At 63.2% G+C, this 25,887-nt stretch carries 18 protein-coding genes and 1 pseudogene; 9 read left to right on the forward strand and 10 right to left on the reverse strand.

The genetic code is table 11. From position 1 onward, the window contains the following. Nucleotides 1-59: 59 nt before the first annotated feature. Both ACMGFL_RS13850 and npdG read left to right on the forward strand, forming a co-directional pair. On the forward strand, nucleotides 60-923 hold the full coding sequence (locus ACMGFL_RS13850) for a TIGR01548 family HAD-type hydrolase (protein ID WP_436936123.1): 864 nt from the start codon (nucleotides 60-62) through the stop codon (nucleotides 921-923). A 59-nt stretch (nucleotides 924-982) separates the two neighbouring features. Then, on the forward strand, nucleotides 983-1,648 hold the full coding sequence (gene npdG, locus ACMGFL_RS13855) for an NADPH-dependent F420 reductase (RefSeq protein WP_436936124.1): 666 nt from the start codon (nucleotides 983-985) through the stop codon (nucleotides 1,646-1,648). Nucleotides 1,649-1,683: 35 nt separating this feature from the next. On the opposite strand, the gene ACMGFL_RS13860 is transcribed toward npdG, so the two are convergent. Beyond that, a complete protein-coding gene (locus ACMGFL_RS13860; protein WP_436936125.1) occupies nucleotides 1,684-2,640 on the reverse strand; it encodes a succinylglutamate desuccinylase/aspartoacylase family protein in 957 nt (318 codons plus the stop codon). A gap of 220 nt (nucleotides 2,641-2,860) precedes the next feature. Here ACMGFL_RS13860 and citZ point away from each other — a divergent pair, with 220 nt between their 5' ends. Together citZ and ACMGFL_RS13870 are read left to right on the forward strand one after the other, a co-directional pair. Continuing rightward, the gene (citZ, locus tag ACMGFL_RS13865; RefSeq protein WP_436936126.1) at nucleotides 2,861-4,012 is read left to right on the forward strand and encodes a citrate synthase; all 1,152 of its coding nucleotides are present in this window, start codon (nucleotides 2,861-2,863) and stop codon (nucleotides 4,010-4,012) included. 55 nt (nucleotides 4,013-4,067) lie between these two features. Further along, nucleotides 4,068-5,153 carry an aminopeptidase gene (locus ACMGFL_RS13870; RefSeq protein ID WP_436936127.1) on the forward strand — a complete coding sequence of 362 codons (1,086 nt, stop codon included), beginning with the start codon at nucleotides 4,068-4,070 and terminating at the stop codon, nucleotides 5,151-5,153. A 206-nt stretch (nucleotides 5,154-5,359) separates the two neighbouring features. Here the strand turns inward: ACMGFL_RS13870 and ACMGFL_RS13875 are convergent, their stop codons facing one another. Further along, nucleotides 5,360-6,712: an FAD-dependent oxidoreductase gene (locus tag ACMGFL_RS13875; protein WP_436936128.1), complete on the reverse strand. Its 1,353-nt coding sequence runs from the start codon at nucleotides 6,710-6,712 to the stop codon at nucleotides 5,360-5,362. A 414-nt stretch (nucleotides 6,713-7,126) separates the two neighbouring features. Here ACMGFL_RS13875 and ACMGFL_RS13880 point away from each other — a divergent pair, with 414 nt between their 5' ends. Continuing rightward, nucleotides 7,127-7,738, forward strand: coding sequence for a translation initiation factor IF-2 subunit beta (locus ACMGFL_RS13880; protein ID WP_436936129.1), 612 nt, complete (start codon nucleotides 7,127-7,129; stop codon nucleotides 7,736-7,738). A 15-nt stretch (nucleotides 7,739-7,753) separates the two neighbouring features. Here ACMGFL_RS13880 and ACMGFL_RS13885 read toward each other — a convergent pair whose 3' ends face one another. The 3 genes from ACMGFL_RS13885 to ACMGFL_RS13895 all read right to left on the reverse strand — a co-directional run bounded on the left by ACMGFL_RS13885 (nucleotide 7,754) and on the right by ACMGFL_RS13895 (nucleotide 12,044). After that, entirely contained in the window at nucleotides 7,754-8,746 is a 993-nt protein-coding gene (locus ACMGFL_RS13885; RefSeq protein WP_436936130.1) for a ribonucleotide-diphosphate reductase subunit beta, read from the reverse strand. Nucleotides 8,747-8,786: 40 nt separating this feature from the next. Beyond that, complete coding sequence (locus ACMGFL_RS13890) at nucleotides 8,787-11,300, reverse strand: ribonucleoside-diphosphate reductase subunit alpha (RefSeq protein WP_436936131.1); 2,514 nt, start codon at nucleotides 11,298-11,300, stop codon at nucleotides 8,787-8,789. Nucleotides 11,301-11,501: 201 nt separating this feature from the next. After that, entirely contained in the window at nucleotides 11,502-12,044 is a 543-nt protein-coding gene (locus ACMGFL_RS13895; protein ID WP_436936132.1) for a GNAT family N-acetyltransferase, read from the reverse strand. Nucleotides 12,045-12,240: 196 nt separating this feature from the next. Between ACMGFL_RS13895 and ACMGFL_RS13900 the strand changes: the two genes are divergently transcribed. After that, nucleotides 12,241-14,550 carry an amino acid permease gene (locus ACMGFL_RS13900; RefSeq protein ID WP_436936133.1) on the forward strand — a complete coding sequence of 770 codons (2,310 nt, stop codon included), beginning with the start codon at nucleotides 12,241-12,243 and terminating at the stop codon, nucleotides 14,548-14,550. 37 nt (nucleotides 14,551-14,587) lie between these two features. Here ACMGFL_RS13900 and ACMGFL_RS13905 read toward each other — a convergent pair. Next, nucleotides 14,588-15,427, reverse strand: a pseudogene (locus ACMGFL_RS13905) (universal stress protein); the annotation flags it as partial. Nucleotides 15,428-15,504: 77 nt separating this feature from the next. Further along, nucleotides 15,505-15,945 (reverse strand): universal stress protein, encoded by a 441-nt coding sequence (locus tag ACMGFL_RS13910; RefSeq protein ID WP_436936134.1) that lies wholly within the window; start codon nucleotides 15,943-15,945, stop codon nucleotides 15,505-15,507. Nucleotides 15,946-16,063: 118 nt separating this feature from the next. On the opposite strand from ACMGFL_RS13910, the gene ACMGFL_RS13915 reads away from it, so the two are divergent. Beyond that, nucleotides 16,064-17,683, forward strand: coding sequence for a sensor histidine kinase (locus ACMGFL_RS13915; protein WP_436936135.1), 1,620 nt, complete (start codon nucleotides 16,064-16,066; stop codon nucleotides 17,681-17,683). Between the two features lie 79 nt (nucleotides 17,684-17,762). Then, nucleotides 17,763-20,759: an excinuclease ABC subunit UvrA gene (gene uvrA / locus ACMGFL_RS13920; protein WP_436936136.1), complete on the forward strand. Its 2,997-nt coding sequence runs from the start codon at nucleotides 17,763-17,765 to the stop codon at nucleotides 20,757-20,759. Nucleotides 20,760-20,844: 85 nt separating this feature from the next. Here the strand turns inward: uvrA and ACMGFL_RS13925 are convergent, their stop codons facing one another. Further along, nucleotides 20,845-21,270, reverse strand: coding sequence for a universal stress protein (locus ACMGFL_RS13925; protein WP_436936137.1), 426 nt, complete (start codon nucleotides 21,268-21,270; stop codon nucleotides 20,845-20,847). A gap of 199 nt (nucleotides 21,271-21,469) precedes the next feature. Further along, nucleotides 21,470-23,860 carry a xanthine dehydrogenase family protein molybdopterin-binding subunit gene (locus tag ACMGFL_RS13930; protein ID WP_436936138.1) on the reverse strand — a complete coding sequence of 797 codons (2,391 nt, stop codon included), beginning with the start codon at nucleotides 23,858-23,860 and terminating at the stop codon, nucleotides 21,470-21,472. A 183-nt stretch (nucleotides 23,861-24,043) separates the two neighbouring features. On the opposite strand from ACMGFL_RS13930, the gene ACMGFL_RS13935 reads away from it, so the two are divergent. Beyond that, nucleotides 24,044-25,057 (forward strand): WD40/YVTN/BNR-like repeat-containing protein, encoded by a 1,014-nt coding sequence (locus tag ACMGFL_RS13935; RefSeq protein WP_436936139.1) that lies wholly within the window; start codon nucleotides 24,044-24,046, stop codon nucleotides 25,055-25,057. Between the two features lie 26 nt (nucleotides 25,058-25,083). On the opposite strand, the gene ACMGFL_RS13940 is transcribed toward ACMGFL_RS13935, so the two are convergent. Beyond that, the gene (locus ACMGFL_RS13940; RefSeq protein ID WP_436936140.1) at nucleotides 25,084-25,818 is read right to left on the reverse strand and encodes a proteasome assembly chaperone family protein; all 735 of its coding nucleotides are present in this window, start codon (nucleotides 25,816-25,818) and stop codon (nucleotides 25,084-25,086) included. Nucleotides 25,819-25,887 lie beyond the last annotated feature (69 nt).

The following is a 25,887-nucleotide window of genomic DNA, read 5'->3' on the forward strand; positions in this document are numbered from 1 at the left end:
GTGCCAGCGGGCGCGCCGAGACACAACCCCCTTGAACCTCCGTCGCCTTCCTCCGCGTGATGAACGTCGATGCGGTCGTACTCGACATCGATGGCGTGCTCGTCGACGTGGCAGACTCCTACCGCCGCGCGATAGTCGAGTCCATCGGCCGGGTGTACGGCGAACGGATAGACGACGAGGACATCCAGCAGTTCAAGGACGCTGGCGGGTTCAACAACGACTGGGAACTCACGTACGCTGGCGCGCTGTACGTCCTCGCCAGTCGCGAGGGGTTCTCTCTCTCGATGACCGAGTTCACCGACGCAATCGAGGCGGGTGGCGGAGGGCTCGTGGCCGCCGAGACGGTCGTGCAGGACCGACTCGACCCGGATGCCTACGAGCGCGTCCGCGCCGAGTACGACCCCGAGCGACTCCGCGACGTGTTCCAGCAACTGTATCTCGGGAGCGAGCGCTACCGGGAGTTCGAGGACAAAGAGCCAGACATCGACACGCGTGGGTTCGTCCACGACGAACCGGTACTGGTCGACTCGGAGACGCTCGACGCGCTCACGGAACGGTACGACGTCGGCGTCGTGACCGGTCGCCCGGCCGACGAGGCGACACTCGCGCTCGACCGCGTCGGACTCGACATCCCTGACAGCCACCGATTCACGATGGACGACTGGGAGGCGGGAAAGCCCGACCCGGGCGCGCTCGTCACGCTCGCAGAGCGCTTCGACGCCGAGGCCGTCGCCTTCGCTGGAGACACGCTCGACGACATCCGAACTGCAGTCAACGCCGACGAGACGGACGCCCGTACCTACTACGGAATCGGCGTCCTCACCGGTGGGCTGACGGGCGAAGCGGGAAAAGTCAAGTACGAGCGCGCGGGAGCGAGCGCCGTCGTCGACTCGGTCAACGACCTGCCGGATCTGCTCTCCTGATTCCAGACACCTCGATTCGAACGCATAATGTTTATTCGCCGTTCGTCCAACCATCAGATATGCAGATAGCACTACTCGGTGGCACCGGCGACATCGGCGAGGGACTGGCCCTCCGAATCGCCCGTGACACCGATCACGACGTCATCGTCGGGTCGCGAACGGCCGAGAAGGCGACCGACGCGGCCGACGAGTACGAATCGCGGCTCGCAGACCGTGGCCACGAAGTCTCCATCGGACGGGCAGAAAACCCCGAGGCCGCCGCACGGGGCGACGTGGTCGTTCTCTCCGTTCCCGCGTACTATCTCTCGGACACCATCGAGTCGGTCGCCGACGAACTGGAGGGGTCGGTGCTGGTCTCGCCTGCAGTCGGAATGAAACGAGAAGACGACAGCGTCCACTACAATCCGCCCGGCGTCGGGAGCGTCACCGAACTGGCGGCGAACGCGGCCCCCGATTCGGTCCCGGTCGTCGGCGCCTTTCACAATCTCGCGGCGGGGAGACTCTCGAATCTCGACGCGGACATCGACTGGGACGTGCCGGTCGTGGGAGACGAGAGCGGCCCGAAGCGGACGGTGAGACAACTGATCGCCGACATCGACGGCCTGCGCGCGCTCGACGCTGGCGGGCTCGCGAACGCCGCCGAAGTGGAGGCGGTGACGCCGCTTTTGATCAATCTCGCCACGAACAACGACGGGATGCACGACCTGGGCGTGAAGTTCTGGTAGCCAGCGTACCGTTCTCGACGCCAGTTTCGCATCCCTTAGTACGAGTCGATATCAGTGCCGACAGAGCAGACGTACTCCCCGGTCGCGACCTGCGGGAGTCGTCGGGTTCGCCAGAAGATACCCTCGGAATCGGCGGTCACGGTCGCCTTCGTCTGCCCGAATGCGTCGGTGATCGTAAACAGCGTCGTGTTTCGTGAGACGCGCTCGCCGAGTTCGACCTGCAGGTCGACGAGTCCGCCCGCGGGCGCGCCGTACTGGTCGAAGCCCTGTGCCCGTGTCTGGGACTGTGTCTCGACTGTCTCGGACAGAAAGTCATAGTAGTTGAGCACGTTGAACACGCCCTCGACGCCGACCTCGATGCTGTGTTCGTCCCAGCCGACAGCGCCACCCAGTTCCGGGTCGACAGTCGGGATACCCTCGTCGGGGCCGACGCGAGCGAGTTGGCCCTCCGGCCCCTTCTGGTCGAGCACCCGTCCACAGCCAAAGACCTTCGCGAGTTCGAGACAGTCGTCGTGAAGGCGGTGGCGCCGCCCACAGCGAACGCGAACCTCGTTTATCATCCGGGAGGTCGACCCCTGATGGAGGTCGAGGACGAGGTCAGCACGGGATGCCACGTCGAAGGTCGCCGCGGCGATGCGCTCGGTCGAGGTCCCGCTTTCGTCGCCGGGATAGGTTCGGTTGAGCTTCGTGTCGTCGATAGGGTTGCGGTGTTCGGCGACCTGAAAGCCGAAGTGGTTCGCGATGCCGACGACAAGGACTGTGCCGGACAGCTCCGCGGGGTCGATCTGCGGGACGACCCGTCTGATGACGCCGAGTCCGTTGAGTTCGTCGCCGTCGCTCACGGCCTGCAGATACAGCGTTTTGCCCTCCTGTGCGCCGTTGATGACCGCTACCGGAAGGCCGACGCTGTCGCCAGCTCTGTTCTCGCCGACCGTGAGGGAGCCGGTATCGCTCTCACCGGGAGCGGCACTCGCTGTGCCCAGACTCGTCATTGTCCCTAGTGGACGGGCCGACGCTCTTTAGCAGTTCGATCTCTCCGTCAGACCGCCTCTGACTGACCGGGTGATGGCCCCCGAGTGAGTGGATCGGGACCGATCTGCCAAGCAGCATCTCTCGACAGCGAATGTCTGGGAAACAGAAATCTCAATTGTTGAAAGCAAAGTCTGCAGGAAATGATAATGCTTTTTCCCGACGCGCGGGGAGTTCCAACGTATGTCCGAGGAACTCAGGAAAGGGCTCGAAGGTGTACTCGTCGCCGAGTCGGAGTTGAGCAGCATCGACGGCGACGCCGGAAAGCTCGTCTACCGGGGGTACGATATTTCGGATCTGGCCCGAGAAACGAGCTACGAGGAAGTTCTTCATCTGCTCTGGCACGGGGAGTTGCCGACACAGTCACAGTTGACGACGTTCAGCGAATCGCTGACCGAGGAGATGCAGGTCAACGACGCCGTCATCGATACGCTCGCAGCGATGGCCGACGCCGACGAAACGCCGATGGCCGCGCTCCGAACCGGCGTCTCGATGCTGTCTATCGACGAGCCCGAATCTGACTCGGACCCGAGAGACCGCCTGGCCTCGCTCCGGAAGGGACGCCGAATCACGGCGAAGATTCCAACACTACTCGGGGCCTACGACCGCCTTCGTCGCGGCGAGGAACCGCTCGCCCCTCGAGACGAACTCTCGTATGCCGGAAACTTCCTGTACATGCTGACCGGCGAGGAGCCACACGAGGTCGCGGAGGAGACGATGGACATGGCGCTCATTCTCCACGCCGACCACGGCCTCAACGCCTCCACGTTCACCGCGATGGTGATCGGCTCGACGTTCGCGGACGTCTACAGCGCAATCACCGGCGGGATCGGCGCGCTGTCGGGGCCGCTACACGGCGGGGCCAACCAGGACGTCATCGAGGCGCTGTTGAATCTCGACGAGAGCGACATGGACGCGCTCGAATGGGTGACGGCCCAGACCGAGGCTGGCGAGCGCGTCCCTGGCTGGGGACATCGCGTCTACAACGTCAAGGACCCGCGTGCGCGCATCCTGCAGGAGAAACTCGAGGACCTCTCGGCGGCCGACGGCGAGGGCAAGTGGCTCGACTACACGACGACCATCGAGCAGTATCTCACCGAGGAGAAGGGGCTTCCCGACAAGGGAATCGCTCCTAATGTCGACTTCTACTCCGGTGCGGTGTACTACAAGCTTGGCATCCCCATCGACATGTACACCCCCATCTTCGCGATGGCTCGCTCCGGTGGCTGGCTCGGACACGTCCTCGAATACCAGGAGGACAACCGACTGATCCGTCCGCGAGCACGGTACATCGGCCCCGAGGACCGTCCTGTTCCACCGCTCGACGAGCGATAGCTCGGGTAGCGAGCAGACCAAAACCGTTTGGTTCCCGCCCCTCCGTGATCGGAATATGGATCCACGCATCCGCGAGCACGCAGAGATCATCGCGAATCACTCGGTCGACCTGCAGGAGGGGGACAACGTCGTCATCTCCGCCCCGCCAGCGGGTCAGGACCTGGCGGTCGCCCTCCACGAAGTCGTCGGTGACAGAGGCGCAAATCCGGTCGCGCTCACCCGCGACGCTCGCGCCCAACGAGCGTACCTGCGCGCAAGCGACGAGTTCGAGACGCCGGAGCACACGCTCGCACTCATCGAGGAAACCGATGTCTACGTCGCCATCCGGGCGGACACGAACGTCACCGAGACGAGCGACGTCGACCCCGAGGTAAACGCCGAGTACTCGCAGGCGAACCAGCCGATTCTCAACGAGCGACTCTCGAAGCGATGGTGTCTCACGCAGTATCCCGCGCCAGCGAACGCCCAACTGGCCGAGATGAGCACCGAGGCCTACGAGAACTTCGTCTGGGACGCGGTCAACAAGGACTGGGACGCCGTGCGCGAGCATCAGGCCCAGATGGTCGAAATTCTCGACCCCGCCGACGAGATCCGCATCGTCTCCGGCGACACCACTGACGTGCGGATGTCACTCGACGGGAACCCGACGCTGAACGACTACGGCGAGCACAACCTCCCCGGCGGCGAAGTCTTCACCGCGCCCGTGCCCGACAGCGTCGAGGGGGAAGTCCTGTTCGACAAGCCGCTGTACCACCAGGGCCGGGAAGTGACCGACGTGTATCTCACATTCGAGGGCGGCGAAGTCGTCGACCACGAGGCGGCGAAAAACGAGGACGTGCTGACCGAAGTGCTCGAAACTGACGACGGCGCGCGCAGACTCGGCGAACTCGGCATCGGGATGAACCGCGACATCGACCGATTCACCTACAACATGCTCTTCGACGAGAAGATGGGCGATACCGTCCACATGGCGGTCGGCCGCGCCTACGAGGACACCGTCGGCGAGGGCAACGAGCAAAACGACAGCGCCGTCCACGTCGATATGATCGTCGACATGAGCGAGGACTCCTACATCGAAGTCGACGGCGAAATCGTCCAACGGGACGGCACCTTCCGGTTCGAGGACGGGTTCGAGGGCTAGCGAGATGCGAACGGGCGTGAGCATCTCGAAGAGCGAGCGGGGGCACACGAAAGTGATCGGAATAGCGTGGCATAGAAACAGCGACAGCCGATGTACCGCGGGACACGCCGAGCGACGAACTGTTGAGAGAGATGGTTACGGAAGGCAGTGCAAGATATCGGACAGTCTTCAGCACGAACTACCGAAGTCTCTGGATCCGAAGGGGATCAGATGGCTGGCTTGAGTACTCGCCACACCACGCCAGGACGAAATAACGTTTTAGGCGGTTTCTCCATCATGATGACGCGGATGAAGCGCTCGGATAGGTCTCTGTCAGTATGGGCTTTCCTGGTGAGGCGAGACAGGTACCAGCCCATAAGACCGGTTCCGCGAGGCTTGGGGCCAGTCGTTTCGGGGAACTGAAAATCCGCCCCGACCGCCATCATCCACGCGACGTCGACGATCTGTTCGACTTCGTCGAAGAATTCGAGCCCAAGATTGCCGAGGCCGTTCTCTGCGAGCGTATGATGCAACACGAGTGCGTGAAGTGCTGCTACTGACATCCCTTGGCCATATATCGGATTGTAACTTGCAATCGCATCACCGACGACGAGGAACCCACTGGGGAAGCAGTCGAGTTCTTCGTAGTAGCGCCGACGACTCGAGGGGAATGGATAGTAGTCGATATCCTCGGAGAGCATATCGTGGCTATCTAAAATCTCTTCGACTTCGGTGATTTGCAAGCTCGACGCGAAATCGTGGAACTCGTCAACGTTCCGTGGCGGGTCATCACCGTGCACGCCGTGCAAGACCACCTGTCTCCGTTCATTTTCGATGGGCAATGCGCCGCCACCTCGAGTATATGGTGGTGATGCTGGCGCCCAGAATGCCCGCTGATCGTCGGGATCACGCTCGACGGTCGTGGTACTGTAGGCCAGATCAACGTTGACTTCGGCAACCTCGGGTGACTCGTACCCTCGGGTTTCTAACCACTTCGGCGTTCGACTCGTCCGGCCGGTCGCGTCAACGATCAGGTCAGCCGACATGGACGTGTTGTTGTCATCGGTTCCCGAAATCTCTGCGCCCGTCACGGTCGTTCCGCGCTCATCTGTACGATAGCCGACAACGCGAGTGCTGTCGCGCAATTGTACCTCGTCGATCTCTGAGACCCGCTTGCGAATCACGTGCTCCAGTAATGGCCGACTTCCAGCATACCCCGGTATCTGTGTCGAGGGGGAAGCGACGTATCCGCCTTCGTCGTAGAAATTGAAATCCGAGGCGATATCAATTATCAAGCCGCCTTCGGAGACTAAATCGTCGCCGTACCCGGGAAAGAGGTCCTCAATTATCACCCGCCCCGCTTCCTGTAGCAAGTGCGGCTGCCGCGCGTGCGGGGCCCCGTCACGTGTTTTCGGTTCGTCGGGTAATTCATCACGTTCAACCACAGTCACCTTGTCAAATCCGTCCGCAAGGACACGAGCTGCCAGCAGGCCTGAAATACTCGCTCCGACGACGACCGCGTGGTTTCCAACGCCACTGATCCGTTCTGAGTCATATGCTGGGACGCTTTCTAACGTCATTAGATTGTATCGGGTATTTTTGGTCAGTGCGTCGACTTTCGAGGCGTGATTGATTTCCTTCCTGTTGTCGTTACATCTATGAGCGTCCCCCTCCGGCGTTCCGTGTAGTCAGTCTCCGAAACCAGTCTCTCTCGGCGGAGCGAACGCATACTTCTCGATTGAGCACCAGGTGTGTTAAGTATTAACAGGGTACCGTAGGTAGTGTTTACTTTAGGAGAAGGACGATCGGACCTTCTCAAACGACCAGAAAGCCCCGACTGCTGAACGATGGCGGACGGCGCAAGGACCGTCGTTCGAGAGACGAAGTCTCTCGTGGTCCTGCAAGAGCGGAGTTCTCTCGAACGACAGAAAGCGGTCGTGGTGTGTCACCACCTCCCGCGCCAGCGTTTTGCCGGTGCTTGCTCTCTAGATGGTATGGATTATACTGCTGCACTCGACAGAGCACAGGATGAGTTACCCGACAGCGAGGGAACAGAGGGGAGTCGCCTCTCGATTCCAGATCCGGCAGGCGAAACCGACGGTGCGTTCACGCGACTGACGAACGTCGGGGAGATTGCGGACGCGCTCGACCGGGAGACCGAACACCTCCACCGGCACATCCAGCGTGCGTTCGGGACGAGCGGGCAGTTCGACGGTGAGCGCGCCCGGTACAACGGCTCCTTCGACGTCGCAGATTTCGAGGCCGCCATCGACGGCTACGTCGCCGAGTTCGTCACCTGCTCGGAGTGTGGCCTGCCCGACACCCTGCTGACCCGCGAGGACGGCATCGAGATGCTCCGCTGTCAGGCATGTGGCGCATTCCGCCCCGTCGAGAAGAACACGACACAGACCGTCGCGAGCGCCGAAGACGCAATCGAGGAAGGCGAAACCTACGACCTGGAAATCGTCGGTACCGGTCGCAAGGGCGACGGCGTCGCAGAACGAGGGTCGTACACTATCTTCGTCCCTGGCGCACAGGAAGGACAGGTCGTTCGGGCCATCATCGAGAGCACGAGCGGAAACCTCGCCTTTGCGAAACTCGTGTGACTGCGCCAGCCAGCACTACCAGTCGAGTGACGCGCCGCTTTGATACTCGGTGACCTGCGTCTCGAAGAAGTTTTTCTCCTTGTTCAGGTCGACCTGCTCGCTCATCCACGGGAACGGGTTGTCGGTGCCGAAGGCCTCGGCTTGGTCGAGTTGTCCGAGCCGTCGGTCGGCGATGTACTCGACGTAGTCGACGAACTGGTCGCTGCCCATCCCGAGAATTTCGCCGGGACAGGCCTCGTGTGCGTACTGCGATTCGAGGTCGACGGCTTCGAGCACGAGGTCACGGACCTCCTCGTCGAACTCGTCGGTCCAGACGCCCGGATTCTCCGTCCGGATCTGGTCGATCAGGTCGACACCGAAGCCCAGGTGCAGTGACTCGTCGCGCATGATGTACTCGAACTGCTCGCCGACGCCTACCATCTTCCCCTGCCGTTTCAGGCCGAGCATCATCGCGAATCCGGCGTAGAAGAAGATGCCCTCCATGATGACGTAGAAGCCGACGAGGTCCCGGAGCAACTCCCTGATGTCGGCGTCGGTCTCGATAGTGAACTCCTCGTCGTCGAGGACGCGCGTCAGATCGACAACGAAGTCGTCTTTCTGTTCGATTGCCGGGACGCGGTCGTACATTCCATAGAGGTACTCCGGCTCGAATCCGAGCGTGTCACAGCAGTAGATGAACGTATCCGTGTGGATGGCTTCCTCGTAGACCTGCCGCAGGAGGTACTGTCGACACTCGGGGGCGGTGACGTACTCGTACAGCGCGAGCACGAGATTGTTCGCGGTCAGGGATTCGGCCGTCGAGAAGAAGCCGAGGTTCCACTCGATGAGTTGCCGTTCGGCCGGAGAGAGGGCGTCGCCGTTCCACTGGGAGACGTCGTCCTGCATGGGGATTTCGGCTGGCACCCAGTTGTTGTTGACGCCCGCCTCGTAGTACTCGCGGGCCCAGTCGTACTCGATTGGCAGAATCTTGTTCGGGTCGTGTTGCTGGTCGTCGTTGAGGATTGGCATGGGTAGTGGTCGTGAGTCGGGTGGTTGGCTGGCGATTTCGCTACTGACAGGCGTCACAGGTCGGGTCTTCGACGGTGCAGAGTTCATCCGAATCAGTTGTGTCGGTATCGTCTGTTCGCGCGGATTCGACCGCACTCCCGCCGTCCGCTCGTCGCTCGTGTTCGCTGTCGCGGTGCTGAGTCTTGCCGTACTCGTCCATGTCGAGCGTGGACTTCTCTATCTGCGAGGCCCCGAGTGTCCGGAGGTAGTAGGTCGTCTTGAGGCCGAGTTCCCACGCCGTCCGATACACGTCGTCGAGCAGGGACCCGTCGGTCGACGGGAAGAAGACGTTGTGCGAGACTGACTGGTCGATCCACGTCTGTCGGTGTGCAGTCAGGCGGATCTGGTGTCGCGGATCGATCTCGAAGGCGGTGCAGTACAGTGACTTGCACGCCTGGGGGATCCGGTCGATCGCCTGTATCGAGCCGTCGTGGTACTTGATCCGGTCGACCATCTCCTCGTCCCACAGTCCGCGCTCGCGCAGATCCGAGACGAGGTGGTCGTTGACCACGGTGAACTCGCCGCTCATGTTCGATTTCACGTAGAGGTTCGAGTACAGCGGTTCGATGGAGGGTGTCGTCCCGTTGATGGTCGAGATGGTCGCGGTCGGTGCGACGGCCATCGTGTTCGAGTTCCGCATCCCGTGTTCCTCGATGTGCTCGCGGACGACGAACCAGTCGAGCGTCTCCTCCCGGTCGGTGGGGATCTCCTTGCCGCGTTCGGCTTCGAGGCGATCAACCGTGTCCTGTGGGAGGAGACCGCGGTCCCACTTCGACCCCTCGTAGGAGGGGTACGCACCGCGCTCCGCGGCGAGTTTCGAGGAGTTGAGCAGGGCGTGATAGGAGACGAACTCCTGCCAGCGGTTCGCCGTCTCGATGGCCTGCTCCGAGTCCATCGAAATCTCCGCCTGCATGAGCGCGTCGTGAAAGCCCATCACGCCGAGTCCGACCGGACGATTCCGGAGGTTGCTGGCCTGGGCCTCGTCAGTGGGGTAGAAGCACAGGTCGACGACGTTGTCGAGCATCCGCATCGCCGTCTCGATGGTCGATTCGAGATACTCGCGGTCGAGGCGTCCGTCGTCCATGTGCGTCGCGAGGTTGACGCTGCCGAGGTTGCAGACGGCGTGCTCGTCCTCACTGGTGTTCAGCGTAATCTCCGTACAGAGATTGGAGGAGTTGATCACGCCCTCGTGGTCCTGTGGACTCCGCACGTTACAGGAGTCCTTGAACGTGATCCACGGATGGCCGGTCTCGAACAGACGGGTGAGCGTCTCCCGCCAGAGGTCCGCGGCGTCGACCGTCTCGTACTGCCGCAGTTCGCCGTCCCGGGCCTGCTGCTCGTACTCCTCGTACAGAGCCTCGAACTCCTCGCCGTACGTACCGTGCAGTTCCGGCACCTCGTCAGGGGAAAAGAGCGTCCACTGCTCGTCGGCCTCGACGCGTTTCAAGAACAGATCGGGCACCCACGCCGCGGTGTTCATGTCGGGCGTCCGACGGCGCTCGTCGCCCGTGTTGCGCTTCAGGTCGATGAAATCCGGAAAGTCGAGATGCCAGCATTCGAGATACGCACACGCCGCGCCGCGACGCTTACCCGACCGATTGATCGCAGAGGTGACGTCGTTGCTGATCCGCAGGAACGGAACGACACCGGTCGACTCGACACCGGTCGATTCGATCAGCGCGCCCGACGCCCGCAGGTTCGTCCAGTCGTTGCCGAGGCCGCCGCTCCACTTCGAGAGCACCGCGTGGTGTTTGTACGCGTCGAAGATGTCTTCTAGATCGTCCTGCACGGTGGTGAGATAACACGAGGACAGTTGCGGGTGGGCGGTGCCGCTGTGAAACAGCGTCGGCGTCGACGGGGTGAACTCCAGTTTCGAGAGCACCTCGTAGAACTCTACTGCTCGCGCTTGGGGGTCGTCCTCTTCGAGCGCAAGCCCCATCGCCACGCGCATCCAGAACGCCTGCGGGAGTTCGAGTGGCTCACCGCCGTTCGTGTGCAAGAAATACCGCTGGGTCAGCGTCTCCATCGCCATGTAGTCGAGGTTTCTGTCCCGGTCGAGAACGAGCGCATCCGCGAGCGCCGACAGGTCGAATCGCTCGGTCATGCGCTCGTCGAGCAGTCCGAGGTCCACGCCGCGTTCAATATTCGCCGCGAACGTCTCCCGGTAGGTTCGGTCGAACTCGTAGCCGTCGAGGTCCCACGCGTCACGGCTGTCGTCGGGACCATCGTCCCAGTCGCCGTCGAGAACGGCATCGAATACCGCCCCGCAGTAGCGTTCGCGCACCACTGCGGCCGCGACGCGCTTGTACGTCGGTTCCCGCTCGATGCGTGCCGTGAGCGCCTGCACGACGCCTTCGTACAACTCCTCACGAGAGACGCCCTCGTAGAGATTCCGCTCGATCTCAGTCTGTAACTGGTCGAGCGTCCCCTCGTCAATTGCCTCGTTACTTCGGTCTCGCGCCCGGTCGAGAATCGCCCGTACTCGCGCTTGCAGTTGTGGTGTCGTCTGACTCATGGTTTGTGTGTCCGTCGGCGCTCCCTCGGGCGATAGTTGTCACTACCCGTCTGGGAGTCTCCCGGGGGAGTCGCGCCGACTCGCTGTACTGTGTCCTGTCCGGTCGACTCCCCATAAGTCTTTCCACCTTCGTTGTTTTAGAACAAGTTAGATTGTATTGAGTCGCTCGAACGAGCCGGGTTTGAAACATCGCGTCACGCGTTAGTCGTCGAGATCGGTGCGATAGATGTCTGTCTCGTAGACTGTCCCGCCAATTTCGTAGGTTCCGTCGTCGACGTACTCGAAGCCGTGAGACTCGTAAAATCGGATTCCGGCTTCGTTGCGGGAGATGACCGACAGCGCCAGTCGGTCGACAGTCTCGGGAACGGCCTCGATAGCGCGGTCGAGTAATTCACTGCCGATACCTTCGCTCTGGTGTGCCGGAAGAACGTACAGCGAGCGGAGATACACATCGGCGCGAATGTGGTCGGGGACGAGCGACCCCCATTGAAGCCCGGCAAAGCCGACAACGTGGTCGTCGACGAGCGCGACGAGATACTGGCGCTCAGCGTCAGTGGTGGCGAGTCGACGACGAATCGCCTCGCACCGGGAAGGCGTGTCGACCTCATCGATCAACGTGTGGTCGTCGAGAACATCCGCGTACGCGTCACGGCAGGACGCTACGAGTACCGAATGGATCCCGTCGGCGTGGTCCGGACTGGCTGGCTGGATCTGCATGAGACAGGCTAGGTCGTGAAACCCCATCACACATTCGGGCAGACACAGACAGGCGAGCGATCAACGGAGGACAGTCAGAAGACGGCCACACTGGCGGCATGGCCAAGCAAAGTGCGCCATCGAGTTGTCTCATAGCCAAGAGAAAGATACATCCGCGAGCCACGAGAACGACAAGTCGACTTGCGCCCTGCCGGACTCGTCCGGACATTGTCCACATATCACCATGAGTGCTGATGAAGAACTCGCGAAGGACCTGGGACCGCTCGCTGCATTGACCATCGGCGTCGGGACGATGATCGGCGCTGGCATCTTCGTGTTGCCGGGTGCTGCAGTCGCACGACTCGGGCCGCTGACGGCCCTTGCCTTCGTGATCGGCGGCGCGCTCGCGCTGTTGACGGCGCTCTCGGCGTCCGAACTCGGCACGGCCATGCCGGTCTCAGGCGGCGCGTACTACTACATCAATCAGGCGCTCGGGCCGCTGTTTGGCTCGGTCGCCGGATGGGGGAACTGGCTTGGGCTGGCCTTTGCCTCCTCGTTTTACATGTACGGCTTCGGCGAGTACGTCAACAGCTTCGTCTCCATCTCGGGGCTGGCGCTCGGGCCCGTCGAACTCGCGCCCGCACAAATCATCGGCTTTTTCGGCGCCCTGTTTTTCATCACGGTCAACTACGTCGGTGCGAAAGAGACTGGCCGACTGCAGAACATCATCGTCATCACGCTCGTCGCGATCCTTTCGGTGTTTACGCTCTTTGGCCTGCTCAACGCCGACCTCCAGACGCTGAAGCCGATCGACCCCTTCGGCTGGGCGCCGCTGTTGCCGGTGACGGGGCTGGTTTTTGTCTCGTATCTCGGCTTCGTCCAGATCACGTCCGTCGCAGAGGAGATCCAGGAACCGGGGAAGAACCTCCCGCGGGCGGTCATCGGGAGCGTCGTCATCGTGACGGTGATGTACGCGCTGATTCTGCTCGCGGTGCTTGCCGCAGTCGAAACGGAGGTCGTCGCCGGGAACGACACGGCAGTGGTAGACGTCGCGCGGATGCTGATCGGGCCGGTGGGCGCGGCTGCACTCCTGCTTGGCGGCCTGCTCGCAACAGCCTCGTCGGCGAACGCGTCGATTCTCGCCTCCTCGCGGATCAACTTCGCGATGGGTCGGGACAAACTGGTCGCGCCCTCGATCAACGAGGTGCATCCGCGCTTTTCGACGCCGTATCGCGCTATCGCGATCACCGGCGGGCTGATTCTGCTCTTCCTGTTGCTCGGCAACCTGGAAATTCTGGCGACAGCGGGCAGCGTGTTGCATCTCATCGTGTACGGACTCCTGAACATCTCGCTTATCGTCTTCCGGGTGGTCGACCCCGACGGCTACGACCCCGACTTCACGGTGCCGCTGTACCCGATCGTGCCGATTCTCGGAGCCGTGTTCTCGTTTGCGCTGATCGCCTTCATCGAACCCCGGATCGTCGTGTTGCTGGCGGCGGGAATCGCCGTCTTCGCGGCGCTGTGGTATCTGTTCTACGCACGCGCCCAGATCGAGGAATCGGGGCTGCTCGCAGGGTACGTCCTCGAACGCTCCGAGGAACTCCCGGACGCGGCGGTGTCTGCGACGACGAGCGTCCAGCCCGACCAGAGCGACTACCGCGTGATGGTGCCGCTTGCGAATCCAGCCAGCGAGAAAGACCTGATCACGCTCGGGTCGGCGATCGCAAACCAGCACGACGGGACGGTCGTCGCCGTCAACATTGTCGAGGTGCCCGACCAGACATCGCTGGAGGCCGCCCGAGACCAGCGCGAGTACGAAGCCGCACATCACCTCCTCGAACAGGCACAGAACGACGCCGAGACCTACGGAGCGGACATCGAGACCCACATCGTCCTCTCACACGAGCCATTCGAGGAGATATTCAACGCGACCCGGCGCTACGGGGCCGACATCTGTGTGATGGGCTGGGGGCCGGACTCACACGGCGCTCCGGGCCACGCAGAGACGACCGTCGACGAACTCGCCCACTCGCTGCCGTGTGATTTCCTCATGTTCAAAGACCGTGGCTTCGACCCCTCGCGGGTGCTCGTGCCGACCGCCGGTGGCCCGGACTCGGACCTCGCGGCAGCGATCGCCAAGACGTTCCAAGACCAGTTCGACGCGAGCGTGACGCTGCTGCACGTCGCCGAAGACCGCGAGGAGGGACAGGCATTCCTGGAGTCGTGGGCAGTCGAGAACGACCTCCCGGACGCACAGCTTCGGGTCGAAACTGGCGACGTACAGAAACAGATCGCAGCGGCGGCAGGGGACGCGACGCTGCTGATAATCGGTGCAACCGAACGGGGCGTGCTGTCGCGACTCGTCCGAGGGTCGCTCGTACTGGACGTACTCGACGAGGTGGAGTGTTCGGTGATGCTGGCCGAGAAACGACACGAACGAACGCTGCGCGAGCGCCTCTTTGGCGACAAACACACCAAGACAGTCGGGGAGACCGACACCGGCGTCGAGCACGACGCGACGACGCCAGCGGTCGATCCGGCAGACGAGGACTGAGCGCGCGAATCCGCCCATCTCGAGAGTCACACGACATTCAGCGACGGCCGAACAGGCGCTCCCGGAGCGACCGCGAGGTCGGCCGTTCAGCCAGCAACACCGGCGTGTCGAGAGTCCGAATGGTCTCGAAGGCGAGCGAGCCACGAACGATGCGAGAGAGGAGTCCCCGCTCGGTCGCGCCGACGATCACGAGGCTGTACTCGGACCCGACCGAACCGAGTATCGTCTCGACGTCGCCCGTCTCGACGCGGAGATCCGAATCCGCTAGCTGGTGGTGCTCGGCCCAGTCAGACAGAAACTCCCGGCCGGACTCCTCCTCGCCCGCATCGACGACGTGCAGCAGAGAGATGTCCACGCCGATGGTCTCCCGGAGCGCGCGGGCGACCTCTGCGGAGAGACCAGACGAGGGGCCGCCCGCGGTCGGCACGAGCACGTCAGAGAGGGCAAGGTCCTGTCCGTCGAGAACGAGGAAATCACAGGGCAAGTCGTGGGTCAGTTCGTCGAGTTTGCCTTCCGCGCGGCCGCCAGCGAACCGCACGCCGCCGTAGCCCATCACGACGGCGTCGGCGTCGTTCGACCGGGCGGCGTCGAACACCTCCTCGAAGCCGCGGTGTGAGAGGATTGTCTTCGTCTCGACAGGAACGCCGAACGCCGCCGCGTCTGCCTTCGCGTCCGCGAGGAGGTGCTCCGATTCGGCGTCGATCTGTTCGCGGTTCTCGGCGGCGGCTTCGAGCGACGTCTGGTCGGGCACCTCGACGATGTGGACCGCGAGGACGCGCCCGCCCTCGTGTTCTGCGAGCACCGAGGCGAGCGTGATGAGGTCCCGTTCGGTTCGCGGGTTCGCGAGGGCGACCATGATCGTCGGCCCCTCGTCGCCAGAGCGGACCGGCCCTTCTTCGCTATCGGTTTCGGAATCGGTCGTGCCAGCAGTCTGGTCCGACGGCACCGAGGTGTTCATTCCTCCTCGTCTGCCCGTGGAAGCGCGATCACTGGCCGGTCGGCGTGTGTGACCAGTTTCAACGAGTGGTCGCCGGAGAGAAACTGCAGGAGGCGGTTACCGCCGCGGGAGCGATACGCGATTGCACTCGCGTCAACCTCCGCTGCGGCATCGAAAATCGCATCGACAATATCCCGGGCGTACGCCGTGTGTTCCTCGGCGTCGGGAAACACCGTCCGGACGGCAGCGTACGATTCCGCGGCCAACTCCTCCGACTGCTCGACGGGCGTCTTGTCGGGGACGCCACCGCCCTTCTCGACGACGTGAAGCGCCGTGACCCGATCAGGCCCATAGGGTTCGAGCACCCTTGCTGTCGCCAGCGCGTCTTTCTCGTTCGCGACGGGGAGCAGCACGTGAGCGAGCAGGTTCTGGTCGCTCTCGTCATCGTGGTCTGTCATATCTACCAGTAGCCACCGGTCGGTTAAGAATGTGTGCGACCACACACGAGTTGTTCAGTAATGGGAAAGGTTAACAGAGTGTAACCCGTCCAGTAGAGTACCTGCTCTGGTATCTGTCATGAGTTCATATATTTTACTCGGGTACGTTCTCGTCTTCGGGCTATCTGCAGTCGCGTGTTTCCTGAGTCTCCGGCGAGTCTCCGAGATACAGGACCCGGACATTCGTATCGGTCTTATTTCACTCCTCGTTACAAGTGGTAGCTGGGCAGCGACACACGTCGGCTATCTGCTCGCCCCCTCGGAACTGCTCAAGCTCTCCTTTTACGTTATCGGGCTGATCGTCGGCTTCGCGACGATCGGGGCGTGGCTGTACTTCTGTTCTGCGTACTCGGGGCGAACCTATCACCGACAGCGGCTGTACCGTCGTCTGGCCCTCGGGGGGTACATCGCGGTCGTACTCCTGAAGCTGACGAACCCGATTCACTCGCTGTACTACACGACGGAGATAGTCTCCTCGCCGTTTCACCATCTCGCGGTCACGCACGGGCTGCTTCACTGGGTCGCGATGGCACTCGCGTACGGGCTCGCATTTGTCGGGTTTTTCATGCTCTTCGAGCGCTTTGTTTCGGTCGGTCTCGACACCAGACCACTGACCGTGCTGGTCGGGGTCACCGCGCTCCCCATCGTCTTCGACGTGCTCGGACTCGCCAGCCCCGCGCTCGTCGATATGACCTACGAGCCGATCGGCGTCGCCTTGTTCGCCGTCGGTGTGTTTTTCGTGTACTTCGAGCGGTTTCAGGCGGTGCATCTCGCCGGTGGGGCGGACGTTCCCGTGATCTTTCTCGACAGGGAGTATCGCGTTCGGGACTACAACCGACGTGCCCAAGAGCAGTTCCCGGCACTTCACGGCTCAATCGGGCGACCGATCTCGGAGGTGTCGGAAGACCTCGCCGAGGGAACCATCACCGAAGGGCACATCGTGACGGACCTGTCGGGTGAAAACGAGCGCTACTCGGTCGTCTCGGTCACACCCTTTACGGCAGGCGATACGAACACCGGCTATCTGCTCACGCTCTCTGACGTGACCGAGGCCGAACAGTACCGACGGGAGCTCGAAGAAAAGACCGAAACGCTCGAACAGTTCGCGAGCGTCGTCTCCCACGACCTGCGAAATCCGCTGAACGTCGCCCAGCTACGGCTCGATCTTGTCAGAGACGAGTGCGACAGCGAACACCTGGACGACGTCGAGCGGTCGCTGTCCCGGATGGAGACACTGATCGACGACCTGCTGACGCTCGCCCGCGAGGGCGAAGCGATCGACGAACTCCAACAGACCAACCTCGCAGATGTCGCCGATCGGTGCTGGGAGGGGGTCGACACTGCGGACGCGGAGCTCGTCGTCGAGACCGACCTGACCGTCATGGCCGACCCCGAGCGACTGCAGCAACTGTTCGAGAACCTCTTTCGTAACGCGATCGAACACGGGGGGTCGAACGTGACCATCACCGTCGGCACGCTCGAAGATGGATTCTCCATCGCTGACGACGGCCCCGGAATCCCGGAAGAGGAGCGAAAACAGGTGTTCGAGTTCGGCTACTCGACCAGAGAGAGTGGAACAGGGTTCGGACTCGCGATCGTACAGCAGGTGGTCGACGGACACGACTGGGCGATCAGCGTGACCGAAAGCGACGATGGCGGCGCGAAATTCGAGGTCACGGGCGTCGAGATCGTCGGTTGAGTTCGCTGTTTTACCGGCCCGGTTCGATTGACCTGAACCGACAGGGTTTCACGACTGTATTCCCTGGTAGGGATAACGGATGAGCCGTGAATCTATCGAGGTCCGTGGGGCAACGGAGCACAACCTCAAAGACGTCGATGTGACGATCCCGCGCGAGGAACTGACGGTGGTGACCGGACTGTCCGGATCCGGTAAGTCCTCGCTGGCCTTCGAGACGATCTACGCCGAGGGACAGCGTCGCTACATCGAGTCACTCTCTGCCTACGCCCGAAACTTTCTGGGACAGATGGACAAGCCACAGGTCGAGAACGTCGAGGGGCTCTCGCCCGCCATCTCCATCGACCAGAAAAGCGCGGCCAACAACCCCCGCTCGACGGTCGGCACCGTCACCGAACTCCACGACTATCTCCGCCTCCTGTACGCTCGCGTCGGCACGCCACACTGCCCGGAGTGTGGCCGCGAGGTCGACGAACAGAGCGCCCAGCAGATGGTTCGACGACTGCTCTCTGCCCCCGAAGGGACGAAAGCGAAGATCTGTGCCCCGGTGGTTCGCGACCAGAAGGGGGCCTTCGAGGACCGCTTCGACGAACTCGTCAGCGAGGGCTACGCCCGCGTCGAGGTGGACGGCGAGGAGTACGACCTGACGACGGACACGCCGGATCTGGACGAAAACTACGACCACACCGTCGACGTCGTGGTCGACCGCGTGGTGTTGCGCGACGGCGACCGCTCGCGGATCACCGACTCCGTCGAGACGGCTCTCGAAAAGGCGGGTGGCATCCTCAAGGTCATCTTCCCCGACCCGCCGGAGGAACTCGATATCGGCGGGTCGAGCGCGCGCTCGACCGGCGACCTCTCGGGGGACGACACCGACGGCGACGAGGACACGGCGACCGATCGACTCGAAGTCGAGTTCTCCGAAGACCTCTCGTGTAACCACTGTGGGATCGACATCAGCGAGATCGAAACCCGCTCGTTTTCGTTCAACAGCCCACACGGGGCGTGTCCGTCGTGTGAGGGCCTTGGGTCCACGAAGGAAGTGAGCGAGGATCTGGTCGTGCAGGACCGCTCGAAGCCGCTCAAGCACGTCTTCGAGCCCTGGAGCTACAACCGCACCTACTATTCACGCTTGCTGGATAACGTCGCCGAACACTTCGACATCTCGCTGGAGACACCCTTCGAGGAGGTCGACCCGGAGATCCGCAGGCAGTTCCTGTACGGCACCGACGACATCGTCCACTTCGAGTGGTCGACGAAAAACGGTACGCGCGAGAAGACTGAGCCGTTCGAGGGCGTCATCCCGAACCTCGAACGCCGCCACGTCGAGACCGACAGCGACCGGTCCCGCGAGCGCATCGAGGAGTTCATGGCCGTCACAACCTGCCCCGACTGCGAGGGGACGCGGCTGAACGCCGAGTCCCGCGCCGTCCTCGTCGACGGTGTCTCGATCACCGAGGTCAACGAACTCTCTATCGGCGACGCGCTGGCGCACTTCGAGGAGATGGAGGAACGTCTCGACGACCGCGACCGGAAGATTGCCGAGGAGATTCTCAAGGAGATCCGCGCTCGCCTCGGGTTCATGTCCGAGGTCGGTCTCGAGTATCTCACTCTCGACCGGGAGGCCTCGACGCTCTCGGGTGGGGAGAGCCAGCGCATCAGACTCGCGACCCAGATCGGGTCGGGACTCGTCGGCGTGCTGTACGTCCTCGACGAACCATCCATCGGTCTCCATCAGCGCGACAACGACCGCCTGCTCAATACGCTCGCGGAGTTGCGTGACCTGGGCAACACGCTGATCGTCGTCGAACACGACATGGAGACGATGCGGCGGGCGGACAACATCGTCGACATGGGACCGGGGCCGGGCAAGCGCGGCGGCGAAGTCGTCGTCAACGGCGACATGGACGACGTAATCGCGAGTGAAGAGAGTGTCACGGGCGAGTACCTCTCGGGCGACCGCGCCGTTCCCGTCCCCGACTCACGCCGGGAGTCGGACGGGGCGCTCACCATCGAAGGGGCGCGCCAGCACAACCTCAAAGACCTCGACGTGGACGTGCCGCTTGGCTCGTTCACCGCGATCACGGGCGTCTCCGGGTCGGGCAAGTCCACGCTGATGCACGAGGTGCTGTACAAAGGGCTGGCCCGCGAGATGAACGACAACACGAGCGTCGACCCCGGCGACCACGACGCGCTGGTCGGTCTCGACCAGATCGAAACGGTCAGACTCATCGACCAGTCACCCATCGGTCGCACGCCGCGGTCGAACCCGGCCACCTACACCAACGTCTTCGATTACGTGCGGGAACTCTTTGCCGAGACCGACCTGGCGAACCGCCGGGGCTACGAGAAGGGGCGGTTTTCCTTCAACGTCAAGGGCGGCCGCTGCGAGGAGTGTGGCGGACAGGGCACCGTCACCATCGATATGAACTTCCTCTCGGACGTGACCGTGCCCTGCGAGGAGTGTCACGGCGCGCGGTACAACGACGAGACGCTGGAGGTGACCTACCGCGAGAAGACCATCGCCGACGTACTGGACATGACCGTCGACGAGGCCCACGACTTCTTCGAGAGTCACAGCCAACTGCGCCGTCGGCTCAAACTCCTCAAGGACGTCGGACTCGGCTACATGCGCCTCGGTCAGCCCTCGACGACCCTCTCGGGTGGCGAGGCCCAGCGGGTGAAACTTGCCGAGGAACTCGGCAAAAAAGATACCGGCGACACGCTGTATCTGCTCGACGAACCGACCACTGGGCTTCACCCCGAGGACGAGCGGAAGCTCATCGACGTGTTGCACCGACTCACCGACGAGGGCAACACGGTGGTCGTGATCGAACACGAACTGGATCTCGTGAAAAACGCAGACCACATCATCGACCTGGGGCCAGAGGGCGGCGAGAACGGCGGCGAAGTCGTCGCCACCGGCACGCCCGAATCGCTCGCCCGCGACGAGTCCTCACACACCGGCCGTTACCTCCGGGATCTGCTCCCGGGCGTCGACATCGAAGGACCGCGTTCGGACCGTGAACTGCCGATCCAGGCCGACAGCGAGCAGGCGACCGGCGCTGGCGACGACTAGCGCCGGTCGACAAGCGATGAGTGAGACCCACGGAGCCAACGCACGAAGCGATACGGGCAGTGTAAACCGCTACTGCGTGCCGCTCTCACCTGACGACAGTCACCGGTATCGACGCCCTGTCGATAGCACTTTTTGCGACGCTTCCGACCACCTGCTCGCGCTCCTCGGAAAGCCCGCGGTGTCCGATGTAGATGGCGTCGACGTCACTGTCTCGCGCATAGTCGGTGATCGCGTGTGCGGGCCGACCGGTCAGGAGATGCGTCTCGATGCGAACAGCGTCCTCGTTCGCGTGGTCGACGGCTAGCTGTCGTGCCCGTTCGAGGATCTGTTCACCGCGGTCGATAGCTGAATCGCCACCAGGAAGGACGATCTCACCGTCGATCAGTTCGGCTTTGGGTTCCAGCACGTGCACGAGTTCGAGTGTTGCGTCGACTGCCTGCGCGTGTGTCACAGCGTACCGAACCGCGTTGTCGGATTGCTCGGAACCATCTGTCGCAACCAGATAGTGCATATCGGAGTATCGACCATCGTCGACAAGAACCCACCCGCACGTTCTCACGCTCGACAAACTTCCGGTAGAATTTATTATTCTGCTAATCAATACGCCCCAGAGTATTTTCTCCGTCGCGGATTTCGGAGGATAGCTACACAAACCTCAAGAGAGCCAGTCAACGAATTACCGACCCGTGAACCGACAGCAAGCGTCGTGACTACTGGCTCGCGTTCTGAATCGCAGTCCAGACCGATTCGTCCGTCAGCGGCATATCCAGGTGATCCACCCCGAGTGGTGCCAGCGCGTCGAGCGCCGCGTTGACGACTGTCGGCGTGGAACCGATCGTTCCGGCCTCGCCAACGCCCTTGACCCCCATCGGGTTGTTCGGCGAGGGCGTCACCGTGCTGTCCCACTCGATGTCGGGGAGGTGGTGGGCCTTCGGGACGGCGTAGTCCTGGAGCGACCCGGTGGCAAGGTTTCCGCTCTCGTCGTAGCGGCCGTCCTCGAAGCGCGCCTGCCCGATCCCCTGCGCGACCCCGCCGTGGATCTGTCCCTCGACGAGTTTCGGGTTGACCTGCGGGCCGACGTCGTCGACGGCGACGTACCGCTCGATGGTGATCTCGCCGGTCTCGACGTCGACCTCGACGACCGCCGCGTGCGTGCCGAAGGGTGCGGTCGACCCCTCCGGCCGGAAGTACGTCGACGCCTCCAGACCGGGGTCGATTTCGGCTGGCAGGTCGTCGGGGTCGTAGGCGATGTCGGCGATCTCGGTAAAGGAAATCGTCCGATTGGGAGCGCCCGTCACGTGGAACTCGCCGTCGTCGAACTCCACGTCTGCGACGGAAGCCTCCAGCCGGTGGGCCGCGATCCGGTGGGCCTTCTCGACGACCTCCTGGGCCGCCGTCCGGAGGGCGTTGCCCGCCATCGCGAGGCTCCGACTCCCGCCGGTGCCGTTGCCTTCGGTGACCGCGTCGGTGTCGCCCTCGACGATCCGGATATCGTCGAACGGGACGCCGAGTTCGTCAGCGAGCACCTGCGCGTAACTCGTCTCGTGGCCCTGCCCTGTGTCCTGCGTACCGGTGTGCGCGATCACCTGCCCGTCGGCGTTGACCCTGACCGACCCGCTCTCGGTGTCCCCCGAATTGCCGCCACAGACCTCGACGTACGAGGAGAAGCCGATTCCGAGATAGCGCCCCTCCTCGCGGGCGCGCTGCTGGCGCTCGCGGAACTGGTCGTAGTCGATCATCTCGAGCGCGGCGTCCAGCGCCTTCTCGTACTCGCCGCTGTCGTAGTCAGCGTCAAGCGCTGTCTCGACCGGGAAGGAGTCGGATGGGATGAAGTTCCGTCGCCGGATTGCGACGGGGTCGATGTCGAGTTCGCGGGCGCAGGCGTTCAGCAGTCGCTCGATGATGTAGGTCGCCTCCGGCCGTCCGGCACCGCGGTACGCCGAGATGGGTGCCGTGTTCGTTATCGCCCCGCGAACGGTGATGTACCCGGTCGGAACGTCGTAGGGGCCACAGAGCATCGAAGCAGTACCTTCGGGGATGAGCAGGCCACCGGTGGTCGGATAGCCACCCAGGTCGGCGTCGATGTGACCGCGCAGCGCGGTGATGGTGCCGTCGTCGTCCAGCGCGGCCTCGATTTCCGTTCGCTGGCGACGGCCGTGGACCATCGACTGGAAATCCTCGCTCCGGCGGGCCTGCCACGTGACCGGGCGGCCCTGTTCCATCGCGGCCCAGGCGGTGAGAAAATACCCCGAGTAGGGCTGTAACTTGGCTCCGAATCCGCCGCCGACATCGGGGACGCGGACGGTGATCCGGTGACGAGGGCGTTCGAACACCTCGGAGAGCCAGGACTGCACCGAATGGGGGTTCTGACTCGACAGTTCGACGACGAGTTCGTCGTCTGCCGCCTGATACCGCGCGACTGCGGCCCTGGGTTCCATCGCCGTCGGGATGATCCGGTTGTTCTCGACTTCGACCGAGACGGTGTTTGCCGCACGCTCGAAGGCCGTATTCGTCGCCGCCTCGTCGCCAGCGTCCGTTCGCGTCCCGACGTTGTCCGGAACCGTCTCGTGGATTGCTGGCGCGTCCTCGGTGAGCGCCGTGTCGATATCAACGGCAGATTCGAGGCGGTCGTAGGTGACCTCGACCAGGTCGAGCGCGTCGTAGGCGGCGTAACGCTCGTCGGCAACCACGGCCGCAACCGGTTGCCCCTGATAGCGAACTGTCTCGTCAGCGAGTAGCGGCCGGTCGACCGAGAGATCATCGTCGTCCGTGTCGTCCGTGTTCTCGTCATCGTCGCCGCTGACGTCCTCGGTATCGAGCGACGGCGACGGCATCGTCGGGTCGATTCCGCTCTCGACGAGATCCTCGTACGTGTACACCGCGAGTACGCCGTCGGCGGCCGCGGCGTCGCTGGTGTCTATCGACTCGATCCGGGCGTGGGCGTACTGGCTCCCGAGTATCGCGAGATGAGCGGTTCGCGGATACTCGATGTCGTCGGTGTACCGCGCTGTTCCGGTCACGAGACTGCGGTCCTCTCGGCGCTGGACGGCCGTTCCGACCATCTCTCTCGGGCGGAATCGGTCGGTCGTCTCGGCGGGCATCAGCGACGCCACCTCCGGTCATCGGGGGTGGGTCGACGACGCCAGTTCGGACGGGCAGAGGTTCGTCGACGGGCGAGCATGTATCCCATTTGTCCGCACTATCACCGGGACAGTATTAATATGGGGTGCCCGAACAGGATAAACACGCGAAACGTCAAGACGCGTGACGTGTAACCCTCAAGCATGGTAACGCTGTACGCGGGGCTCGACGACCGGGTGCTCGTGGTGCGGGGCGAGCGGCGCAGTCACTGCGCTGGGAACACGCAGTGGGACGTCACTGAGCGTCTCTCAGGGGCCAACATCGACTGTGTCGACGCGTCTCCGGACCGGCCCGAGCGTGTGTTCGTCGGCACCGTCGACGGACTCAGGCGGAGCGAAGACGGCGGAGAGACCTTCGAGGCCGTCGGCGGTTTCTCCGACCGCGTGACGGCCGTCACGGTGAGTCCCCACGACCCCGACGTGGTCTGGGTCGGCACGGAACCGAGCGCGGTGTATCGCTCGGCCGACGGCGGCCGGTCCTGGGAGGAGCGTGGCGACCTGACCGACCTGCCCTCGGCCGAGCGGTGGTCGTTCCCGCCCCGACCGGACACCCATCACGTGCGGTGGCTGGCGGTCAATCCCCACGATCCCGCCCACATCTACGTGGCAATCGAGGCCGGAGCCTTTATCCGGTCGGTCGACGGCGGACAGACCTGGCAGCCCCATCCCGAAGGCGGGCGCAGAGACAACCACACCATCGCGACCCATCCCGACGACCCCTGCCGGGTCTACGTCGCCGCCGGGGATGGCTACGCCGAATCGCCGGACTGTGGCGATAACTGGACGTACCCGGACGCTGGACTCGACCACGGCTACGTCTGGGGGCTGGCGGTCGACCGCGACGACCCCGACCGGGTGGTCGTCTCGGCCGCGAGCGGAGCCAGACGCGCCCACTCGGCCGCGACTGCTGACTCGTACGTCTACCGGAAAACGGGGGACAGCGACCGCTGGGCGCGGGCGATGGAGGGCCTACCAGAGCCGGAGGGAACCACGCGTGCGGTGCTCGCCGCCGGGAGCGGCGCGGGGGAGTTCGTCGCGCTCACCAATCGCGGCATCTACCGGAGTCACGACGGCGCGGCGAGGTGGCACGAACTGGATATCCCCTGGCCCGAGCGCTACACCGACCAGGCCGGACGCGGGCTTGCAGTCGTGCCCTGACTAGCAGCGTGACGTCACGGCGTCGGTCACTGATACATGCCGACCGGTTGCGCCTGCGAACTCTCCTCGGTTGCCTGTTGCATGCGCTCGGCGAGTTTCTCGCGCGCTTCGGCGATCTGTTCGGCCTGTTCGACGAGCTGTTCCGTGTCGACTTCGATTTCGGCGAGCGGTTCGATCCCCTCGGTCAGCAAAATTCGGGCGGCTTCGGGGTCGGGGAACTGCGGATTCGCCTGCACGATCAGGCCGACAGCGTCGATGCCAGCCTGCGTCGCCTCGGAGAGAATCGCACCGGTCGGGCCGCTCACCATCCCGTGCTCGTCCGGTGGCTGGATGCCGAGTTCGTCGAGGCGAGCCTCCATCGCGTCGCTGCCGATCCCGTACAATTCCGGGACGCCCTCTTTCTTTTCGGGGCGGCCGCTCAGACAGATCGGCGTGGCGTTCTTCTCGGCAAACCAGCCCGTGAGACAGCCAGCGAACTCCGGCGCAGCACGGGGTGAGACCGGCACGTCGCTCTGGAGTACCAGCAGGTCCCGGTCCTCGTCGGCGTAGAACCGAACCGGTGGCCGGATCGCTCGCTTCCCGACTTCGTAGGTCGCGCCGCGCGGAAGCCCCTCACAGTAACAGGCCGCGTAATATTCCATCTCGAAGTGCTCAACGAGATGGTCGGCCGCAATTTTGCCGACGAGTCCGACGCCGGGCAGCCCCTCGACCAGCATCGGCTCGTCGAGTTCGATGTCGGACTTGATGTCGATATGTGCCATACACGATCTAATGAACTCCGGTGTCTTAATTCAGATGGCAAAATCGACACGGGAGTCGAAACCGACAAG

This window comes from Halovenus marina (genome assembly GCF_051414115.1).
In the GTDB taxonomy this organism is placed as follows: Archaea; Halobacteriota; Halobacteria; order Halobacteriales; family Haloarculaceae; genus Halovenus; species Halovenus marina.

Excerpts from the sequence above, each read along its gene's own strand:
- ACMGFL_RS13940 (WP_436936140.1), bottom strand. The coding sequence starts at position 25,818 with ATGGCACATATCGACATCAAGTCCGACATCGAACTCGACGAGCCGATG.
- ACMGFL_RS13880 (WP_436936129.1), top strand. The coding sequence starts at position 7,127 with ATGGATTATACTGCTGCACTCGACAGAGCACAGGATGAGTTACCCGAC.
- ACMGFL_RS13925 (WP_436936137.1), bottom strand. The coding sequence starts at position 21,270 with ATGCACTATCTGGTTGCGACAGATGGTTCCGAGCAATCCGACAACGCG.
- ACMGFL_RS13900 (WP_436936133.1), top strand. The coding sequence starts at position 12,241 with ATGAGTGCTGATGAAGAACTCGCGAAGGACCTGGGACCGCTCGCTGCA.
- ACMGFL_RS13910 (WP_436936134.1), bottom strand. The coding sequence starts at position 15,945 with ATGACAGACCACGATGACGAGAGCGACCAGAACCTGCTCGCTCACGTG.
- ACMGFL_RS13935 (WP_436936139.1), top strand. The coding sequence starts at position 24,044 with ATGGTAACGCTGTACGCGGGGCTCGACGACCGGGTGCTCGTGGTGCGG.
- ACMGFL_RS13850 (WP_436936123.1), top strand. The coding sequence starts at position 60 with ATGAACGTCGATGCGGTCGTACTCGACATCGATGGCGTGCTCGTCGAC.
- citZ (WP_436936126.1), top strand. The coding sequence starts at position 2,861 with ATGTCCGAGGAACTCAGGAAAGGGCTCGAAGGTGTACTCGTCGCCGAG.
- ACMGFL_RS13915 (WP_436936135.1), top strand. The coding sequence starts at position 16,064 with ATGAGTTCATATATTTTACTCGGGTACGTTCTCGTCTTCGGGCTATCT.
- ACMGFL_RS13870 (WP_436936127.1), top strand. The coding sequence starts at position 4,068 with ATGGATCCACGCATCCGCGAGCACGCAGAGATCATCGCGAATCACTCG.
- ACMGFL_RS13895 (WP_436936132.1), bottom strand. The coding sequence starts at position 12,044 with ATGGGGTTTCACGACCTAGCCTGTCTCATGCAGATCCAGCCAGCCAGT.
- npdG (WP_436936124.1), top strand. The coding sequence starts at position 983 with ATGCAGATAGCACTACTCGGTGGCACCGGCGACATCGGCGAGGGACTG.
- ACMGFL_RS13885 (WP_436936130.1), bottom strand. The coding sequence starts at position 8,746 with ATGCCAATCCTCAACGACGACCAGCAACACGACCCGAACAAGATTCTG.
- ACMGFL_RS13890 (WP_436936131.1), bottom strand. The coding sequence starts at position 11,300 with ATGAGTCAGACGACACCACAACTGCAAGCGCGAGTACGGGCGATTCTC.
- ACMGFL_RS13875 (WP_436936128.1), bottom strand. The coding sequence starts at position 6,712 with ATGACGTTAGAAAGCGTCCCAGCATATGACTCAGAACGGATCAGTGGC.
- ACMGFL_RS13930 (WP_436936138.1), bottom strand. The coding sequence starts at position 23,860 with ATGCCCGCCGAGACGACCGACCGATTCCGCCCGAGAGAGATGGTCGGA.
- uvrA (WP_436936136.1), top strand. The coding sequence starts at position 17,763 with ATGAGCCGTGAATCTATCGAGGTCCGTGGGGCAACGGAGCACAACCTC.
- ACMGFL_RS13860 (WP_436936125.1), bottom strand. The coding sequence starts at position 2,640 with ATGACGAGTCTGGGCACAGCGAGTGCCGCTCCCGGTGAGAGCGATACC.